Annotated in this window: 18 protein-coding genes and 1 pseudogene; 3 read left to right on the top strand and 16 right to left on the bottom strand. The window is 61.9% G+C overall.

Annotated elements, in window-relative coordinates:
• Positions 1-49 precede the first annotated feature (49 nt).
• Positions 50-1435, top strand: coding sequence for a ribosome biogenesis GTPase Der (der, locus tag RSO67_RS04350; protein WP_315842512.1), 1386 nt, complete (start codon positions 50-52; stop codon positions 1433-1435).
• A 58-nt stretch (positions 1436-1493) separates the two neighbouring features.
• On the opposite strand, the gene mddA is transcribed toward der, so the two are convergent.
• Together mddA and RSO67_RS04340 are read right to left on the bottom strand one after the other, a co-directional pair.
• A complete protein-coding gene (mddA, locus tag RSO67_RS04345; RefSeq protein ID WP_315842511.1) occupies positions 1494-2276 on the bottom strand; it encodes a methanethiol S-methyltransferase in 783 nt (260 codons plus the stop codon).
• 48 nt (positions 2277-2324) lie between these two features.
• Positions 2325-2960: a hypothetical protein gene (locus tag RSO67_RS04340; protein WP_315842510.1), complete on the bottom strand. Its 636-nt coding sequence runs from the start codon at positions 2958-2960 to the stop codon at positions 2325-2327.
• 57 nt (positions 2961-3017) lie between these two features.
• On the opposite strand from RSO67_RS04340, the pseudogene RSO67_RS04335 reads away from it, so the two are divergent.
• Positions 3018-3624, top strand: a pseudogene (locus tag RSO67_RS04335) (cupin domain-containing protein); the annotation flags it as partial.
• A 6-nt stretch (positions 3625-3630) separates the two neighbouring features.
• Positions 3631-4083 (top strand): helix-turn-helix transcriptional regulator, encoded by a 453-nt coding sequence (locus RSO67_RS04330; protein ID WP_410001870.1) that lies wholly within the window; start codon positions 3631-3633, stop codon positions 4081-4083.
• A gap of 16 nt (positions 4084-4099) precedes the next feature.
• On the opposite strand, the gene RSO67_RS04325 is transcribed toward RSO67_RS04330, so the two are convergent.
• The 14 genes from RSO67_RS04325 to RSO67_RS04260 form a co-directional block, all read right to left on the bottom strand.
• On the bottom strand, positions 4100-5410 hold the full coding sequence (locus RSO67_RS04325) for an HlyD family type I secretion periplasmic adaptor subunit (RefSeq protein WP_315842507.1): 1311 nt from the start codon (positions 5408-5410) through the stop codon (positions 4100-4102).
• A complete protein-coding gene (locus tag RSO67_RS04320) occupies positions 5400-7247 on the bottom strand; it encodes a type I secretion system permease/ATPase (RefSeq protein ID WP_410001803.1) in 1848 nt (615 codons plus the stop codon). Before RSO67_RS04320 ends, RSO67_RS04325 begins: the two co-directional genes overlap by 11 nt.
• Positions 7248-7258: 11 nt before the next feature.
• Positions 7259-8014: a hypothetical protein gene (locus RSO67_RS04315; protein WP_315842506.1), complete on the bottom strand. Its 756-nt coding sequence runs from the start codon at positions 8012-8014 to the stop codon at positions 7259-7261.
• Positions 8015-8229: 215 nt separating this feature from the next.
• Positions 8230-8976, bottom strand: a complete 747-nt coding sequence (locus tag RSO67_RS04310; protein ID WP_315842505.1) for a hemolysin — start codon at positions 8974-8976, stop codon at positions 8230-8232.
• A gap of 73 nt (positions 8977-9049) precedes the next feature.
• The gene (locus RSO67_RS04305) at positions 9050-9511 is read right to left on the bottom strand and encodes a TonB-dependent receptor domain-containing protein (protein ID WP_315842504.1); all 462 of its coding nucleotides are present in this window, start codon (positions 9509-9511) and stop codon (positions 9050-9052) included.
• Complete coding sequence (locus tag RSO67_RS04300) at positions 9486-11690, bottom strand: TonB-dependent receptor (RefSeq protein WP_315842503.1); 2205 nt, start codon at positions 11688-11690, stop codon at positions 9486-9488. The genes RSO67_RS04305 and RSO67_RS04300 overlap by 26 nt, the downstream gene beginning before the upstream one ends.
• Positions 11691-11844: 154 nt before the next feature.
• Positions 11845-12789, bottom strand: a complete 945-nt coding sequence (locus RSO67_RS04295) for a FecR family protein (RefSeq protein ID WP_315842502.1) — start codon at positions 12787-12789, stop codon at positions 11845-11847.
• A 112-nt stretch (positions 12790-12901) separates the two neighbouring features.
• A complete protein-coding gene (locus RSO67_RS04290; RefSeq protein WP_315842501.1) occupies positions 12902-13432 on the bottom strand; it encodes an RNA polymerase sigma factor in 531 nt (176 codons plus the stop codon).
• 4 nt (positions 13433-13436) lie between these two features.
• Positions 13437-13589, bottom strand: coding sequence for a hypothetical protein (locus tag RSO67_RS04285; RefSeq protein ID WP_315842500.1), 153 nt, complete (start codon positions 13587-13589; stop codon positions 13437-13439).
• Positions 13590-13743: 154 nt separating this feature from the next.
• Positions 13744-14556 (bottom strand): class I SAM-dependent methyltransferase, encoded by an 813-nt coding sequence (locus RSO67_RS04280; RefSeq protein WP_315842499.1) that lies wholly within the window; start codon positions 14554-14556, stop codon positions 13744-13746.
• A 248-nt stretch (positions 14557-14804) separates the two neighbouring features.
• A complete protein-coding gene (locus RSO67_RS04275; RefSeq protein ID WP_315842498.1) occupies positions 14805-15938 on the bottom strand; it encodes a hypothetical protein in 1134 nt (377 codons plus the stop codon).
• A gap of 224 nt (positions 15939-16162) precedes the next feature.
• Positions 16163-16906, bottom strand: a complete 744-nt coding sequence (locus tag RSO67_RS04270) for an SDR family NAD(P)-dependent oxidoreductase (RefSeq protein ID WP_315842497.1) — start codon at positions 16904-16906, stop codon at positions 16163-16165.
• A gap of 163 nt (positions 16907-17069) precedes the next feature.
• Entirely contained in the window at positions 17070-18563 is a 1494-nt protein-coding gene (purF, locus tag RSO67_RS04265; RefSeq protein WP_081421779.1) for an amidophosphoribosyltransferase, read from the bottom strand.
• A 35-nt stretch (positions 18564-18598) separates the two neighbouring features.
• Positions 18599-19231 carry a CvpA family protein gene (locus RSO67_RS04260; protein ID WP_068731040.1) on the bottom strand — a complete coding sequence of 211 codons (633 nt, stop codon included), beginning with the start codon at positions 19229-19231 and terminating at the stop codon, positions 18599-18601.
• Between the last annotated feature and the right edge of the window lie 125 nt (positions 19232-19356).

Raw genomic sequence — 19356 nt, 5'->3', positions numbered from 1 at the left:
GCGCGCCCTCTCATTGACAGGCTGTCCGTAAAGGGCGCACGGATCACCTATGTCCTATACCATTGCCATCATCGGCCGACCCAATGTCGGCAAATCCACGCTGTTCAACCGTCTGGTCGGGCAGAAGCTTGCGCTGGTCGATGACACCCCAGGCGTCACCCGCGACCGCCGCGAGGGCGAGGGCAAGCTTGGCGATCTCGAATTCACGCTGGTCGACACCGCCGGTCTCGATGAAGGCCCGAAGGGCTCGCTGACCGCGCGCATGCAGGAACAGACCGAGACAGCGATTGCGCTGGCCGACGCGCTGTTCTTCGTCATCGATGCGCGCATGGGTCTGACGCCGAACGACCGCGCCTTCGCCGATTTCGCACGTCGCGCCAACAAGCCGGTGCTGTTGCTCGCCAACAAAAGCGAGGGCAAGCACGGCGAAGTCGGCGCAATGGAATCCTATGCGCTGGGTCTCGGCGATCCGATCCAGATCTCGGCCGAACACGGTGAAGGCTTGGGCGAACTCTATGACGCGCTGCGCGTGCTGATGCCGGAGCCGGTCGAAGAGCCGGAAGAATTCGACGATGACGACGTCATCATTCCCGAAGAAGAAATCGAGACGCGGCCGATCCGCGTCGCTATCGTTGGCCGCCCAAATGCCGGCAAGTCGACGACCATCAACTATCTGCTCGGTGAAGAGCGCCTGCTGACCTCGCCGGAAGCGGGCACCACGCGCGACAGCATTTCGGTCGAGCTCAACTACAAGGGCCGGGACTTCCGCATCTTCGATACCGCCGGCCTGCGTCGCCGTTCGCGCATCGAGGAGAAGCTGGAGAAGCTCTCCGTCGCCGACACGCTGCGCGCCGTGCGCTTCGCCGAAGTCGTCGTGCTGATGATGGACTCGCAGAACAGGTTCGAGGAACAGGATCTGCGCATTGCCGATCTGGTTGAGCGCGAGGGACGCGCGCTGGTGATCGCGGTCAACAAATGGGATCTCGTCGAAAAGCAAGGCGGCCTGATTGGCGCGCTGCGCACCGATGCCGATCACTTGTTGCCGCAGATCAGGGGGGTGCCGGTCGTAGCGATCTCCGGGCTGATGGGCGAGGGCGTCGAACGGCTGATGAAGGCGATACAGGATTCCTACGCGGTCTGGAATCGCCGCATTCCCACCGCAGGCCTCAATCGCTGGTTCGAGGATGCGATCGACAAGAATCCGCCGCCGTCGGTATCAGGTCGCCGGCTGAAACTGAACTACGTCACCCAGGCGAAAGCACGTCCACCGAGCTTCATCGTGTTCTGCTCGCGCGCCGATGCGGTGCCGACGAGCTATCTGCGCTATCTCACCAATACGCTGCGCGAGGCCTTCAACCTGCCGGGCACGCCGATCCGCATCACGTTGCGCGAGAAGGCGAACCCGTTCGCGCATAAGCGCAAGCGGCCGAACTGATCAGCCAGCAAAAAAGCCGGATCGCGGTGCACGCGATCCGGCGTTTCCGTTTTGTGTTCTATCGCTCGCCGCTGAGCCCGAACGGATTGGCATGCCTCTGCGTAGGCGGACGCTCTGATTTGCGCCACGGCAGGATCATCGACACCCGATCGCGGTAGCGGCGATAGTCGTCACCGAACAGCTCGACGAGATCGCGCTCTTCCAGGAAGATCCCGACGAAGATGTAGGCGGTGGTGACGGCCGCGAACAACAGGTGCCCGACCGTCATCATCGGCGTCGCCCAGAAGGCGATGATGAAGCCGAGATAGATCGGGTGGCGTACAAGCTTGTAGTAAAGCGGTGTGCGAAACACCGGCGCTGACGGCTTCTGATCAGACAGATTCTGCACCACCTGCTGCACGCCGAACAACTCGAAATGGTTGATCAGGAATGTGCTGGTGAAGACGATGACCCATCCGAACAGGGAAAGCCCCGTCATGGCCATGGCCAGTTGTGGATTGCTGATCTGCCAGACGATCGCCGGCATCGGGCGCCACTGCCAGAATAGTAGCAACAAGCTCAGGCTCGCGAACAGCACATAGGTGCTGCGCTCGACCGAAACCGGGACATATTGCGTCCACCACTGCTTGAACGACTTCCGCGCCATGACGCTGTGCTGGATTGCGAACAGCGACATCAGGGCGAGATTGACGAGCACAGCTTCCAGCCACGGAACCTGCGTTCCGGCGTTGATGTCTTTTGGTACCATCATTCCTTCGACGAAACCGATGGCGTAAAGGATCGTGATGAAGAAGATCGCGTAGGATGCGAGCCCGTAGATGAGTGCAATGAAGCGGGTCATGAAACTATCCTTTGTTGGTTGTCTTGTCGATTTGAACCAAGCGTTTCCTTAGCCGGCCCGTCCTGGAGGACCCGCGCGCGCTTCGGGTTGCCTGGCGCGCGGCGGCCTGGGGAGGAGGGATGCCTCGGCCACGCGCTCGCTCGACGGCATGATCGGCGATAGACGAATGAGATTCGGCCGCAGCTGACAGCGCGCGGGCTGATCACGGCGGATTTGTGCCGCATTGTGATCGGGCAGGCTGCCGGAGCAAGCGCTCAGGGCGCCGACGGCGACGAGCACGCCGGCCGTCAGGATTCGCATGCGGAAGCTCACCATTTGTCGGATCGCATGCATGATGGTTCCCCGGTGAAGCGTATCGGTCTGCGCGTGATGGTTGTCGAAAACGATCGAGTCATCTGGCTGAAGATGAATCGGGTCCGGTTGGGCCAGAGACACTTGGATCGACCCGCGTGCGGTATCGCTGTCTTGCAGATCGCGCTGCGCATGCTTGCGGCTGAAGAAGCGGTGCGGGTCGGTCCGAACCGGGCTCTCAAGGAACTCGGCCACCGCGGCGCGCGATAATCCAGCCTTGGATAGCGATCTGTCGTCGATGCGGATCAGCCGCGCAATGGCGCGCCGCATCAACATTGCTGCAATCAAGCTGAAGCTACGATCGGCGGCTTTCGACAGCCGTTTCTTGATCATCATCGTCTCCATCGGATACAATGCGCCACATGCCGCGCATGGTTGGGGCAGCGGACGATGATCGGAGGTTCAGGACCTCGCATGATCGAGACACCGCCATCATTTGCAGCGACGCCGGATATTGATCGCGGTGGGGATTTGCTCGCAGATATGCTGCGGTCGATCCGGCTCAGCGGATCGGTATTTCTGAACGCCAGCCTGACCGAGCCATTCGGCCTCATCAGTCCGAAACATTTCGACGAGCGCACTCCGATGGCGCATTTGCGCCATGTCAGCATTTTTCATTTGATCGCGGCGGGCGAATGCACCGTTGAACTCGCCAGTGGCGAGCGAGGCACCATTGCCGCGGGCGACGTTCTGCTGATGCCGTTCGCCGACACGCACAGGTTCTACAGCGGCGACGGCGCCGAGTTGTGTTCCGCGATGGAACTGGTGCGTGCCGGTCCACTATCCGGCATGTGGACGATCGAGCATGGCGGCGGAGGGCGGGAGACCCGCATGGTCTGCGGCTTTATCGAGATCGTCGGAGTTGCTGCATTCTCCGGTCTTTCGAACCCTGCCGCCGATGCTGATCGATCGCGCCGGCGACGACAAGGTGAGTGCGGTTCTCGCCACGACGGTGCGCGAAATTCTCTCACTGACCGAAGATGCGACGCCCGGCAGTGAGATCATGCTCGGCCGGCTGATGGAACTGCTGTTCGTCGAGGTGCTGCGTCGCTACGCTGCGGGATTGCCGCCAAGCGCGCATGGCTGGTTCGCGGCGCTGAACGATCCTGTGCTCGGACGTGCGATGTGGCATGTCCACGGAAATCCTGGTCATCGCTGGACGGTTGATGATCTGGCCCGCGAATGCGGTACGTCGCGCACGGTGCTCGCCGAGCGCTTCAACGAGGTGTTGGGCCAGGCTCCGATCGAATATGTGACCAGCTGGCGGATGCAGTTGGCAGCGGAGCGCATGCGAACGGGTAGCGACAGTCTTGCTGTCATCGCCAGCGATGTCGGCTACGACTCCGAAGCGGCCTTCAATCGCGCGTTCAAGCGCGTGACCGGAATAGCGCCGGGTCGCTGGCGTGACGGCGCGAAGTCGGCGAAGCCGTATCCCAGCCCCATGCGCAGGGGGTGACCTCGACTTGAACCGGCTATTCCTCGCGAAATGATCGTGCAATCTGGTCGCCGATGGGCTTGACCAGAAAAGAGAGGACTGTGCGTTCGCCGGTCTGAATGAAGGCTTCCGCAGGCATCCCCGGAACCAAAGCGAGTTTACCGAGGCGCGCCAGTTGCTGCGGCGGGATGGTGATCCGCACGATGTAATGGGAAAGCCCGGACTTCTGATCCAGCGTCAGGTCGGCGGCGATGCGGCTGACGCTGCCGTTCAGTTCGGGAGTGGTACGCTGGTTGAAGGCCGACATGCGCAGCACGGCTGGCTGGCCGAGCCGTATCTGGTCGATGTCCTGCGGGTTGATCTGTACTTCAAGTGCCAGCCTGTCGCTGTCGGGTACGATCAGCATGACCGTGTCGGCCGGCGAAATCACGCCGCCAACGGTGTGAACCGCGAGCTCGTGGACCAGTCCGCTTTGCGGCGCGACAATATCGATCCGCTTGAGCTGATCTTCTGCAGTCACCTTCCGTTCGACATATTCCGCCGTCTGGCCCTCGATGTCGCGCAGGCTGCTGGCGACTTCGCTGCGGAGATCCTGGTCGACCTGAATCATCTGCAGCTGTGTTTCGGAAATCTTGCCGCCGGATTGCGCCTGCGCTTCGACGAGCCGGCCGCGTTCGCCGTCAAGGTTTGCCGCTTCGCGTTCCAGCGCCATCATCCGCTGAATGGGTACCAGCCCTTTCTCCCAGAGTTCGCGCACGCCTCTCAGTTCGCGTTGGATCAGACCGATGCCGCGAATTTTCGCTTCCTCCTGAGCCACGAGGCCGCGCACTTCCTTGCCGTATTGAAGCGCGCGTTCGCGAAGCTGCGCCTTCTGGCCCAGGCGGGCATCGCGGCGCAGTTCGAACAGCCTGTTCTCGCCTGCCATGAGCTGCGCGATCTCCGGATCGGCGGCGCGCGATCTGATCTCGTCGGGGAAGGCGAGGACGTCGGCCTCGTCGCGCTCGGCGCGGAGCCGCGCCCGTCGCACTGCGAATTCGTCGAGCCGTTTGGTTACGATGGCGAGATTGGCGCGCGTCTGCGTCGCGTCGAGGCGCATTACAATGTCGCCTGCAATCACGCGCTGTCCTTCGCGGACCAGAATCTCACCGACCACGCCGCCGGTCGGGTGCTGGACCTTCTTGACGTTGGTATCCACGACGAAGTGTCCTGCGGCGACGATTGCGCCGGCCAGATTGGTCGCCGCAGCCCATCTGCCGATGCCGCCCACCAGCACAACACCTGCCAGCGTGGCGATGCCGAGGTGACGCAGGATCGAGTGGGAGACCGCCGAGACATTGCTATCGGACATCGCGATCTTCCATATCGTCGTGAGGATGTGTGCTCATTCCCGACTTGTCAGCGGGATTGGCGATCACCCGCAGCGGCACGAGAGACCGCGCGCTGGCCGTATGGCCGGTCGTCGTGCCGCTGCCGTGTACTGCGGGGGCGGGAGCCTTCAGTGCTTTGCTGAGGACGTCCGCGCGCGGACCGAATGCCTTGGCGCGACCGCCTTCCATCACCAGGACGAGGTCAACAGCGCCGATCGCACTCGGACGATGAGCGATGACGATGGCAATGCCCTTGCGCTCGCGTATGGCGGCGATGGCCCGGATGACCGCTGCTTCGCCCTCGACGTCGAGATTGGCGTTGGGCTCGTCGAGCACGACCAGGAATGGATCGCCATAGAGCGCGCGTGCCAGCCCGATGCGCTGGCGCTGGCCGGCGGACAAGGCGGAGCCGGCTTCGCCAATCCGTGTCTGGTAGCCATGTTCCAGGCGCAGGATGAGATCATGTACGCCGGCAGCTTTGGCCGCAGCGACGATGGCCTCGGAGTCCGGGTCGTCTTCGAAGCGGGAGATGTTCTCGGCAATGGTGCCATCGAACAGTTCGACGCCCTGCGGCAGATAACCGATATCGCGACCGAGCATCTCGCGGTCCCACTGGTCGAAGCTGGCGCCGTCGATGCGCACCTTGCCGCTGGCCGGGCGCCAGGCCCCGACCAGTGCGCGTGCCAGTGTGGACTTGCCGCTGCCACTATGGCCGATGATGCCAAGAGCGCTTCCGGCGGAAACGGTAAAGCTCAGCCCCGTGACCGTCGGGCGTTTCTCTCCGGGCGGCGCGATGGTCATCGCCTCGACGCGCAGATCGATATGGGCGCGTGGCAGTGCCATCGTCTTCGGGGCTTCCGGCATGCGCGTCAGCAATTCATCGAGCCGTGCCCAGCTCTGCCGCGCCATCAGGAACGGCTTCCATGTCGAGATGGCCAGATCCACGGGCGCGAGCGCGCGGCCCATCATGATCGAACTCGCCACCATCACGCCGGCGCTGGCTTCCTGCCTGATCACGAGATAGGCGCCGACGCCGAGCATGGTCGACTGCAGCAGCGCACGCAGCGCGCGGGCCACGCCGCCGAGGCCTCCTGCCACATCGCCAGCCCGGCGATTGGCCGCCAGATAATCCGAATTGGTGCGATGCCAGCGCGCGGCCATCCGGCCGCCGAGGCCCATTGCGCGCACCACTTCGGCATTGCGACGGCTGGCCTCCATCAGCGCGTTGCGAAACATGCCATGCTGGACGGTCTCGCGGGCGGGTCCCCTGGAGCGGGCATTGGTGAGAAGGGTGAGGGATATGAGGATGACGGCACCTACGAGGGCCGTGATGCCGATCCAGAAGTGAAACACGAAGCAGATGGCGAGGTAGAACGGCATCCACGGCAGGTCGAAGAAGGCGGTGGGACCGGGGCCGGACAGGAAGCCGCGCACATTGTCGAGATCGCGCAATGGCTGCAGGCCATCGCCTGGCAAAGGCATCTCAAGCGGCAGGCCGACAACGGCATCATGCACGCGGTCGGAGAGCCGATGATCGAAGCACTCGCCGATGCGCAGCAGAATGCGCGATCGAATGATGTCGAAAAGGGACTGAAAGGTGTAGAGCGTGGCCGCCAGCACACCGAGGCCGATCAGCGTCGAAACGCTGCGGCTGGCCAGGACGCGGTCATAGACCTGCAACATGAACAGCGGCGCGGTCAGCGCGAGCACGTTCACGATGCCGCTGATCACGGCGATCCCCGCGATGGCGGGCTTGAGTGGCGAGATGGCCGCCGCAGCCAATGGCTGCGACGGAATGCGCTGCGGAGCTTTCACCACGACAGCTCTGCTCAGACGGTGAAGTGGCCGTCCAGGATCAGACCAAGCATGTCTGTCCCGACATAGCCATCGAGCTGGATCGAGTTCGCGCCATCGGTGATGGTGAGCACGTTGCTATTGTCCCACCAGTTGCTGTGGTTGAAGAACAGGTCGACATAGTTCGAGATGTTGGTCACGCCCTGCAGGTCGAGGACGTCGAAATCGCCCGCGGCTGCGTGAAAATCCAGCACGACGTCATTGGCCCATCCGTCGGCGAAAACGAGCGTATCGTTGCCAAGACCGCCAGTGAAGCTGTCATTGCCACCGAAGCTCAGCATGACATCGTCGCCGGCGGTGCCGGTCTGAATGGTGCCCTGTTCGGCAAAGTAGCCGTAGAGGCCGTTCAGGCTGCCATTCTGCGACAGGTCGGTGATCGCGGCATCGAAGGCCGGCGTCAGCGTTGCGCCGCTGAATCCGATCGACAGACCGGGATCCTGGACCCACAGGTCGGTCGATGAGACATAAGCCAGATTGCTACCAAGTGTCAGGTTGGTGACCGTGCCATCGATAACGCCCGGCGTATAGGAGAAGTCATCGCCGCTCACGATGATCGACGACTTGTCGTTATCGACACCGCCGACGATGCGTGTGCCGGCATACCATTGGTCGGTTGTGTTCTTCACGGCGTTGAAATTTCCGGCGCCGCGATATTCGAAATTGTCGATCCAGTTGTCGAGGTAAGCGGGCAGATTGCTGCTTGCTTCGCTGTAGGTGACAGTCAGTGCCATTGTCGTTCCTCAGGATTTGGGTTGTCGGGACGTCGTGATCCGGCAGCGCGTCGTGATCAGCTTGCGGGCGACCCCGATGCAAGGGGCTGACGCGACATCAGTGTCGCGTCAGCAGGTTGCGTGGCTGCGAATTCGCAGCGAAGCCCGTTAGACGAAGGCGATATCGCTCCAGTCCAGCGTGCCGCCGCCAGCGAAATTCACCGTAATGGTGCTGGTCAGGCCGTTGGTCGCGTCGGCATAGGTGAGGACATTGCCGGACAGGCTGCCGCCTGCGCCCTGGAATGCTGTGGCATTGGCCCAGCCGAAGCCGGAGATCTGGATCTGGTCGGCGCCGTCGAAGAAATCCGTGATGACGTCGTCGCCCAGCCCTGCGCTGCAGTGCCGGCGGCAGTATCGTAGTAATTCGCGCTCCAGAGGAACGTATCGACCAGCACGCCCCCATTGCCGGTCAGAACGTCGTCGCCAGCGAAGCTGACGAGAACATCGTCGCCAGCGGTACCGGTCTGGTTCGTCCCTTGTTCGGCAAAATAGTCGGTCAGACCAGCGAATGACTGACCGAAGAACGTCCCGCCATCGACCTGCCCGCCATGCGAAAGCGAATAGATCGCCTGATTGAAGGTGGTGGTGACGGGCATGTAGCCACTGCTATTGGTGATGATCAGTTCCTGATCTTGCACCCACAGATCCGTGGCCGGCACATATTCAAGATTATGACCGAGTGAGAGCGATTCCACGTCGCCGTTGAATGCACCGGGCGAATAGCTGTAGTCATGGATATTCATGATGACGGAAGGCAGACTATTGTCGGTTCCTTCGGTATCGACACCGGCCGACCACTGATCCTGGCCGGTGAACGAGGTGGAGAACCAGCCGTTTCCATTGTAGGTGAAGTTGGCGTCGTACGACGCCAGATATGTCGCGAGGTCGCTGCTTGCTGCCGTAAGCTGAAGATTGAGTGCCATTCTCGAAACCCTTCTCTGCTTGTTTTGCCCGCCTTGTGGCGGGCCTCCATCCACGCCAATGGGGCGGGAATTCCTAGAATTTGTAGTTCAGCGACACCGTCGCGGTACGGCCCGGTGCGGCGTAGAAATTGGCGCCGACGGCGGGCGCATAGGCGACGTCGGTGAGATTGTTCACCGCGAATCGTAGTTTGGTCGCTTCGTCGAAGGCGTAGGACCCATAGATGTCGTAGACGCGATAGGCCGGCATATCGTATCCACTCCGGAGTGAACCCATGGCGGGCTCGGTCTTCGATACATCGACGATACGTGTTCCGAGCGTGAGCTTCTCATCGAGCAGCCGGATGCCCGCATCGATGGTGACGCGCAGTTTCGGCTGCTCGAAGATGACAGGGGCGCCGAGGCCGCTGTTGATCGGCATGTCCCGCCCTGTTGGGCTGGTGAAACTGTTGGCGAAATCTGTGTCGATGCGCGTGACGGTGCCACCGATATAGAGGAAGCGCGCGTCGTAGTTAGCCTCGATCTCGACGCCCTTCATTCGCGTGACGCCGTTGAGATTGACGTAGGAGGTGTATTGTTGTGCGTTGTTCGCATTCTCGATTCTGACCGAAGCTGATATAGTCGGTGATCTCGCGATAGAAGCCGACGGCCTTGAAGCGCACGGTGTCGCGCTCGGTCAGGATGCCGTTGGCCAGAACATTGAAGCCGGCCTCGTAGGTGTCGCCGCGTTCCGGACGCAGGAACGGGTTCGGGGCGTAGCCATTGATCTCATTTGCATCGTGGCCGCCGTTCAGGAATGATTCCATGATCGTTGGCGGCCGATAGCTCTTGGAGTATTTTACGAAGGGCTGCAGCCAATCGACTGGTTGAAACGCGACCGTGAAATTCGGGAGCCAGGTCCCGCCCGATTTATCGACATCGAGATTGTACGGCCTATAAACGGTGCCAATGATAGGCACATATGTCGGTGGGACGGCTGCGCCGCAGCCGCGCGCATTGCAGATGGCCGGTCTTCCGGGATTGGTCATCCGTTGCCCGACGATCTCTTGGCTTTCGCCGTAGATCGTCGCATTGCCCGCGACATGATACCAGTCGTAACGGACGCCGCCGATCAGGGTCACCCATTCCGCCGGCTTGAGAGTCGCGGTGCCGAAACCGCTGGCGACGTCGCGGTTTCCGCTCGGCGTGCCGCCGGTCAGCGTGCTCGAATAGTCGACACCGTTGCCAGCGACAAAACCGCGCTGCAGCGTCGTCTTGCCGGTGTCGCTGAACGCTTCCACGCCGTAATTGAGTGCCAGTGCACCGATGCCGGTCGCGAAACGGCTGGTATTCTCGACGCTTCCGCCCAGTGTCGAGAACACGAAATTCGATGGCCCGGTCAGTGCAAATGCGCCATCGGAAACCGTGTCGTTCTTGAGGTGGTTGTAATAGAGCTTGGCTTTCAGATCGACGATGTCATTGCCCGGATTCCAGTCGACCGCGGACGTGAACGTGTCGTTGGCGACTTGCTCGCTGGACTTCAGGATTCCGCCGCGTGCGATCGTGTCATCGTAGTTTCCGGTATTGTACCGGGAATCGTTATGCAGCCAGCCGATCGTGATCTTCACGTCCTCGGTCGTCAGCGCCTCGGCCTTGAGGATCGTCGAGAACACCTCCTGGCCGGAGAACAGGAAGACATTGCCGTCATAGGCCTTCATGCCATCACCGATGGTACCGTTCTTGCCGATATCGTAGGCGCCGATATTCTTGTAGCTGACGCCGCCGAGCACCGAGAAGCGTTCCGACACGCGGACGGCTGCTGCCGTCGAGCCATCGAAATTGTAGGCGTTGGTACCCGTGGTGGCATTCACCACGCCGCCATACTGGTTGCCGGGCTTGATCAAATCGTCGGCGATGAAGGTGCGAAAATTGACCAGGCCGCCAAGCGCACCGGCGCTGCCGACGCCCGACGTCGTACTTTTCTCCACGTCGATCTGGCGCAGGAAGGCGGTGTCGACATAGGTCCGTTGCGTCGCACCGTGGCCGCTGCGCTGGAAATTCTGCCGCGCGCCGTCGATCATGGTGGCAATGCGGTCCTGGTCCTGCAGGCCGCGGATATTGACGCTGATGCCAGGGTTCTGCGCCGCCGAGCGATTGGCATAGACGCCGGCCACATTATCCAGGAGATCGCGCGCATTGCGCGTCGGGCTGCTCTCGATCGCCTCGCGGGAAATCACGCTGATGGCTGCCGGTCGCTGATAGACCCAGTCCGGTGTTCCCTGATAGCCGGAGCCCGTCGTATTATCGCTCCTGGCCGCATCGACGACGATCGTATCGAGTTGGACGCCGTCGCCGGAAGGGACGGGCCCCGCGCGGCTCTGCGACGGATCGATCAGCAACGCGGCTTTCGGGCCGGTGATGCGATACGTAATTCCTGTGCCGGCCAGGAGCTGTGCGAGCGCCTGTGCCACCGTGTAATTGCCGTTCAACGGCCGGCTGCGCATGTCTGGCGCGAGCTGGATCGTGTAGAGGATGCGCCATCCGCTGCTGGCGCCGAGATCCGCAATTGCCGCTGCAAGAGGCTTGGCGGAAATGTTGAACGGGTAAGTCGCAGGGGTAGTCGCTGTTGCGTCGACATTGTTTTGGCCAAAGGCCGGTATTGTCGTGATCAACGGCAATATGCCGATCAGCCCGCTCGCCACATGGCGAGCGACGCCCCGTCCACCCCCGAACCGCATTACGCACGAACTCCGCTCTCTCGTTGTTTGCTGTGCGCCGCCCCAGCGCCGCGAAGAGCGTCTGCTCTTCATCCAGTTCAACGAGTCACGAAATCAAACCCACATCAGGTCTGTGGGTGTTGCGGTTTAGAATTCCGGTAAACAGCGGAGGAGTTTAGTAGATGACAGTCACCCAAGGGGTGAGATGGGCGACGTTGCCCTCGATCATGCCGGCAATGGCTGTGAGGCTTTCATCGACATTCGTGGTCGGAAACGTGCCGGAGACGAGCAGATCGCTGAAGCGACCGCGGATGACGATGCGGCTTGACGTCTGGCGCTGCAGCGCTTCGACGACCCGATGCAGCGGGACGCGGTCGAAGACCAGACGGCCGGATATCCACGCGAGCCTGGCATCGATGTCTCCGGTTTCAACGGCGCCGAGCTTTCCGCCGGACACGCGCACATGCTGGTTTGCCGATAGCTTGACGGTCGCATCGCGGTCCTGGCCGGCGACCGACACCAGTCCGCGCTGAACTGTCACCTCGACACCATCGGCCGTCCGGTCGATATTGAAGGCAGTCCCGAGCACGCGGATTTCGCCTGCGCCGCCGTCGACCGTGAAGGCGGTCTGGTCTGGCTTTACATCGAAGAAGGCCTGGCCACGGCGTAGAACGACCCGGCGTCGACCATCCTTGAAGTCTAAGTCCAGGGCAGTGTCGGCACCGATGTTCAGGCGGGAGCCGTCCGGCAGGTCCCGGGCGATCACCTGACCACGCGCCGTGACAATATCTGCCTGCCAGTTCTCGAGCATCGATGGATTGACGAACCAGATGACGCAGGCCGCGGCGATCGCTGCCGGCAATGCCGGCCACCATCCCATCCGGCGCCGGGCAGCGATGTTGCCGCGACGATGGTCGCGTGCAGCCAGTCGAATGGCAGGCTCCTCAAGCTGCTGCCAGATCGTCGCTGCTTCACGATAGGCAAGTTGATGACGATGATCCTCATCGAGCCATTGCCGAAAGGATGCCTCGTCGGCCTCGGTTGTCGTCCCGTCGCGTCGGATGAGCCAAAGATCAGCGGCGGCGCACTGTGCTTTCGTTGGCCGGTCGCCAGGTTTCATCAGCAATTCCTTCGATCGATCGAAAAGGCGACGCGGGAATGCTCCTGCCGTTAGAAGCGTTCCAGCTACTCCTACCTTTACAACGAGCGACGAGAAAGAACCCACATCCATTTTAGCGGAAATCTTTGCTGGCGAGGTTGAGATGATCGTCCACGGCGGCGCGGCAGTGCTGCATGGCGCGTAGCAGATGTTTTTCGACGGCACTTACGGAAATGCCGAACCGCTGTGCGATCTCGGCATTGGACTCGCCATTGACACGTCGGCGAACGAAGATCTCGCGGGTTCGGGCGGGGAGCTGCGCGAGCGCGCGATCCAGTGCAGCGACGGCTTCGCGCGCCTGCAATGCTGCATCTTCCGATGGTTGCCCGGGACTGAGTTGTTCAGGCAGCACGTCGGCGAGCATATGATGCCGCCGCGATGCCGTCAGATTGTGATCGATTGCGGCGTTCCGGGCCGCGGCGTACAGGACGCGCTTGTTGTCTTCGTCCGAGCCATTGGTACCGGCAGCAAGTACCCTGGCGAAGACATCCTGGACGATCTCCGAAGCTACTTCACGATCACGAACCCGGCGACGCACCAGCGTTTCGAGATGAGCGCGATGTGACGTAAAGAGCCTCGCGATCGTGCTCTTCCAGAGGGTCATGATGTCACGCGTTCGAACAAGACGGGATTCGATGCGTTGCGGTGATCATTGAGAACGGGACGATAGCTGATCGATACAGACGATACGTTGTCTGTATGACGAGATCATCAATCATGTCGCCGACGGCGCTGATGTCGCTATCGGAAATCTCGCTCATCACCGGTTCCTGCGGTCAGGATGCTCCTGATTGTCCGGCAGAGATAGACGGTACCACCGTTCAGCTCAAGTTATTGATGAGGACGTGACATAGAACGGTTCGAAACTCACGGAAGCCTGGCCACGCGAAGTGTCGGTGCGGGATATTCCGACATTCAGGCCACAGCCACGATCACATGCGCCTGAATCTTGGCAGCAATCTCGCCGTTGCCATGTCTGCGCGCAATTTCAGATGCTGCGTAGTCGGTTGCAGCTTCCAGTTTTCCGGCGTCTCTGGCTTCAATTTCGGTGCGAAGAACAGTTCCCTGACAATAGGCAACGGCTGGAAGCCGCGGCGAGGATGCGCGGCTTTGTTCGGCTCTCGTCTCGATCGTGACGTGGGAGAAACCTGCGTCCTCCAGCTCGCGATGGATCAGTGCCGTATCGTGGTAGCCGTGTGGCGTGCGCGCCAGAAAGCGCGGCGGGTCGTCCGGAAAGATCTTTGCGAGAGCATTCGTCACATCGTCAGCAAATACATTGTCCTCGATGCGATCCCATACATTGAATAGAAGATGCCCTCCGGGCTTCAGAACTCGCTTCGCTTCGCGGTAGGCGGCTGGGCGGTCGGGAAAGAACATCGCACCGAACTGACAACACACGAGATCGAAGGCGGCATTTTCAAACGGGAGCGCCAGAGCATCCGCTTGTCGCCATCTGATGCTATCGTCGGGAGCTTGTCGCGATGCGGCGTAGTCGAGCATCGGCTGGTTGAGGTCGGTGACAATATAGCTTGCGCCAGGGGACAGTTTTGGCGCCAGCGCGCGGGTGACAACCCCGGTGCCCGCGGCGATTTCCAGAACGGCGCCTGGCGAGAAAGACGCTGCGCGTTGTGCAAGATCTGCGGCGTAGGGCTCGAAAATCAACGGCACCATATAGCGGTCGTAGTTTTCCGGAATCGAGCCAGCGAACAACTTGTCGGTTTCCAGCATTGCTATCACCCGTCGTCCGTTTGATGGCGCGCGAGACTAGCATGGATTGTCGGCTTCGTCCCGAAGGGCGAGAGCCGGACCAGGGCCATTGCGTTTGGCTGAACGTCAGTGATTCAAATTCCCAAACCGGGAGCGCGAACAATGCGGCTGTCCAGATGATGGACAGCTCCATTGTTCGCATGCATCAGCATGGGGCACGCGTCATCGGGACCAGAACCCGTCGGTCTGATTATAACTTGTCGCGATGATTACTTCAGCGCATCCGAGACCAGCCTGAACTTCTGGATGCGCTTTCCGGTGTCGACTTCGGCTGTATAGACGTTGCCCTTGGCATCGACAGCCATGGCGTGAATCCAGTGGAACTGGCCGGCTTGGCGGCCATTTCTGCCGAAGGTGCCGACGACCTTGCCATCGTCGCGATTGATGACGCGGATCTCGTTGTTCTCGCCGTCGGCGGTCAAGAGCCAGCTCTGTTTCGGGTCGGGCCACACCGCGAGATCCCAAACCGCGCCATTTCCAAGCGTGGCCTTTTCGTAGAACCACTCCTTCACGAAGCTGCCGTCTTTCTTGAACACCTGCACGCGGTTATTGATGCGGTCGCAGACATAGACAAGGCCGTCATTGGCGAGCTTCACGCAATGCACGGGATTGCCGAATTGCTGTGCCACCGGCGCGTTCGGGTCGTAAGCCGCCTGCTTGTCGTCATTCGGCTTGTTGCCATAGGCGCCCCAGTGCCGCTTGTAGGCGCCGGTGGTGGCGTCGAATACGATGACGCGGCGATTGCCGTAGCCGTCAGCGACGTAGATTTCGTTGGCATCCTTGTCGATGGCCGTCTCGGCGGGCTTGCCGAGCTGCGTGGTGTCGTTGCTGCCCTTGCTCGGCGCGATCTTGCCGATCTGCATCACGAACTTGCCGTCAGTGGTGAATTTCAGGATCGCATTGTCGTTGTCGAGATTGCCACCGACCCAGACGAAGCCGTCATCGCTGACCTCGATACCATGCTCGCGGCCGACCCACTCATAGCCTTCGCCAGGCCCGCCCCATGAGCGTAGCAGATTGCCGGCGGCATCGAATTCCAGCACGGGCGGCGCGGAGACGCAGCACTTCGAACGCGGCGGATTGAGTGCCGCGCCTTTCTCGTCATCGGTCAGCGAGCGCGGGCGATGGATCACCCAGACATGGCCGTCCTTGTCGGTCGTGATGCCGCCGACCTGACCGAGGATCCAGTTGTTCGGCAGCGGCTTCGGCCAGGACGCGTCGACCTCGAAGCGGGGGATATCGGCGGCGCGGGAGGAGGGAGGTGCGAGGGACAGCGCGGCGAAAGCGAGGGCTGCGGTTGCAAGTGCACGCAGTGACCGCGCGCGATGAGTTGGCGACGCCATGACGACCTCCCTGATTGTCGGTGCGGGTTGTCCCGCTTGGGAGGGAGTGAAGGCTTGAGATTGGGAAGAGTCAATCCTGTGCACTCTCGGTCGTCATGCCCGGATTTGTTCCGGGCGTCCACTCCTCGGCCGCAACGTTGGACGTGGATGGCCGGGACATCTAGCGAAGCCGCGCTTCGCGCTTTGCCCGGCCATGACGGAGTGAGGGTCGTTCTACGAAATCGTCACGACGGCGGATGAAAGCCCATCACCTTGCCGGTTTTGTAGTCGACGAACTTCCCGGTCTCCGTCCAGGATGGCAGACACAACGGCACGATGTGCTCTGCGACCTGCGCCGGTGTATCGAGTGTCTCGGGATCTTCGCCGGGCATCACGATGGCGCGCATGTGGGTGCGGATTGGGCCGGGGTTGAACAGGTTGACGCGGATCTTCGTCGTGGCGGTCTCGTTGGCCCAGACGCGCACCAATGTTTCCAGCGCGGCCTTGGAGACGGCATAGGGGCCGCGATAGGCGGAGGCCTTGCTGGCGGTGCCGGATGTGAGGAACACGGCGCGGCCCGCGTTGGACTGCTGCAGCAGCGGCTCCATGCAGCGGATGAGCTGGAAGTTCGCGGTGAGGTTGGTGGCCATGGTGTCGTTCCAGGCCTTCAGCTCGATATGGCCGAGCGGCGACGACGGGCCGGCGACGCCGGCATTGCCGACCAGAATATCGAGCTTGCCATGACGCTCATGCAAAGCGGCGCCGAGGCGCGACAGGCCGTCGAGGTCGGTGATGTTCAGCGGAACCAGCGTGGCGCTGCCGCCACCCTCGGCGCGGATCGCGTCGTCGAGTTCCTCGAGGCCGCCCTGGGTGCGCGCCACGGCGACGATGTGCGCGCCGGCCTTGGCCAGCGCCAGCGCGGTGGCGTAGCCGATGCCGCGCGAGGCGCCGGTGACGAGGGCGATGCGGGAGGCGAGGGGAAGGGTCATGGCGCGGCTCATAAATCTCAGGCGTCATCCCCGCGAAGGCGGGGATCCATACACGGGAGGGTTATGATGCGGAAAGGTGGTCGTGTCTAATCCAGAGCCAAACAAATTAGATCGTGGCTATGGATCCCCTCTTTCGCGGGGATGACACCCGATAAGACTGCGCTCAGCTCGCTTCCGCCAGCAGCGAGAGCTGCCGCGGGGCATCGATCTCGCTCATATCGGTGAGCGGGGTCGGATAGTCGCCGGTGAAGCAGTGGTCGGCGAATTTCGGATGGGCGGGATCGCGGCCGGGTTCGCCCATGGCGCGGTAGATGCCGTCGACCGAGACGAAGGCCAGTGAATCCGCGCCGATGAGGTCGCGCATTTCTTCCAGCGTGTGCGTGGCGGCCAACAGGCCGGCGCGGTCCGGCGTGTCGATGCCGTAATAGTCGGGATGGGTGATCGGCGGCGAGGCGATGCGGAAGTGGACTTCCCTGGCGCCGGCGTCGCGCATCATCTTGACGATCTTCTTCGAAGTGGTGCCGCGCACCAGACTGTCGTCGATCAGCACGATGCGCTTGCCTTCGATGGCAGCGCGGTTGGCCGAATGTTTCATGCGCACGCCGAGTTCGCGCACGCTCTGGGTCGGCTGGATGAAGGTACGGCCGACATAGTGATTGCGGATGATGCCGAGTTCGAACGGCACGCCCGAGGCGCGGGAATAGCCGATCGCGGCAGGCACGCCGGAGTCCGGCACCGGCACGATCACGTCGGCTTCCACATGGGTCTCGCGGGCGAGCTGTTCGCCCATCGCCTTGCGGGTGTCGTAAACCGAGCGTCCGCCGACGATCGAGTCCGGACGTGCGAAGTAGATATATTCGAAGATGCAGGGGCGCGGCGCTTGCGGCGCGAACGGCTTGTGGCTCTGCGCGCCGTTCTCATCGAACACGATGACTTCGCCAGGCTCGATGTCGCGGATGTACTTGGCGCCGATGATGTCGAGCGCGCAGGTTTCCGAGGCGAGGATCGGCGAGCCGTCAAGTTCACCCAGCACCAGCGGGCGGATGCCGAGCGGATCACGGGCGCCGACCAGCTTCTTGTTGGTCAGCGACACCAGCGCATAGGCGCCTTCGATGGCGCGCAGGGCTTCGATGTAGCGGTCGATGAAACGGTTGCGCTTGGAATGCGCGACGAGGTGCAGGATCACCTCGGTATCGGTGGTCGACTGCATCATCGCGCCGTTCTTCACGAGCTCGCGGCGCAGGGTCAGACCGTTGGTGAGGTTGCCGTTATGGGCCACTGCAAAACCGCCGGCATTGAGTTCGGCGAATAGCGGCTGGACGTTGCGGAGAATGGTTTCGCCCGTGGTGGAGTAGCGGGTGTGGCCGACGGCGGCGGTCCCAGGCAGACGCTCGATCACTTCGCGGCGGGAGAAGGTGTCGCCGACGAGGCCGAGGCGACGTTCGGAATGGAAACGCTTGCCGTCGAAGGCGACGATGCCGGCCGCTTCCTGGCCACGATGCTGGAGGGCGTGGAGACCGAGCGCGGTGATCGCCGCCGCATCGGGATGGCCGTAGATACCAAATACACCGCATTTTTCGCGGAGCATGTCGCCGTCAAGATCGGGATTTCGCATGGTGGTGCTCGCGTCGTCGGAAGGGCTCTGCATCGGATCCATCGCGCCTTTCAGGTGTCGCGAGAAACTAAGAACGCCTAGCGTCCCGCCGGTTTGCCATCGATCAGCTTTTTCAGGCTGTCGCGGGCAGGTTTGGAATAGCCATCCGCGGCGCCGGGCGCTGCGGGCTCGGCGTCGGTCGTATCCTCATCGGGTTTGTTTTTCTTGAACCTCTTCAAGATGGTGTTTTCAGGGTCATCCGGCAAGAGTGCCATTAGCCAATCGCCGGTTCCTTGCAGAACGACGCGCGATTTTGCACCCGTGACCCAGTCCGGACGCTGCTTGTCCGGTACCAGCCAGGAGAAGAACAGGAAGGCGACGACCACGATCAGGAGGCCGCGGGCGAGGCCGAACAGGAAGCCCAGGGTGCGGTCCAGCGCGCCGATGCGCGAATCCAGGATCATATCGGAGATGCGGACGGTGATGATCGAGACCACGATCAGCGTGCCGATGAACACGCCGGCCACCACCACGATGCTGGCGACGGTATCGTTGTTGAAATAAGTTTTAGCGGTCGGGAGCAGCTTCTGGAAAGCAAACAGCGTGACCAGCGCCGCCGCGCCCCAGGCCGCGATCGACAGGATTTCGCGCATGAAGCCGCGGACCATGGCCAGCAGGCCGGAGATCAGCATGACGCCGAGCAGGACAAGGTCGAGAATCGTGATCGGCATCGGCTGGTCAGGTCCGCTCGTGAATCAGAAACCGCGAGATCGGCACAGGCTGCCGCTTCAGGTGACGGTGATATGGCACGTCTCGCAAGGCCGGAAAACCGCTATCGGCCGCAAGAGCACACCTG

Origin of the sequence: Tardiphaga sp. 709 (assembly GCF_032401055.1) — a bacterium.
GTDB lineage: Bacteria > Pseudomonadota > Alphaproteobacteria > Rhizobiales > Xanthobacteraceae > Tardiphaga.
Note: the sequence above shows the minus strand (reverse complement) of the source record. Positions and strands in the feature narration are given on the sequence as shown.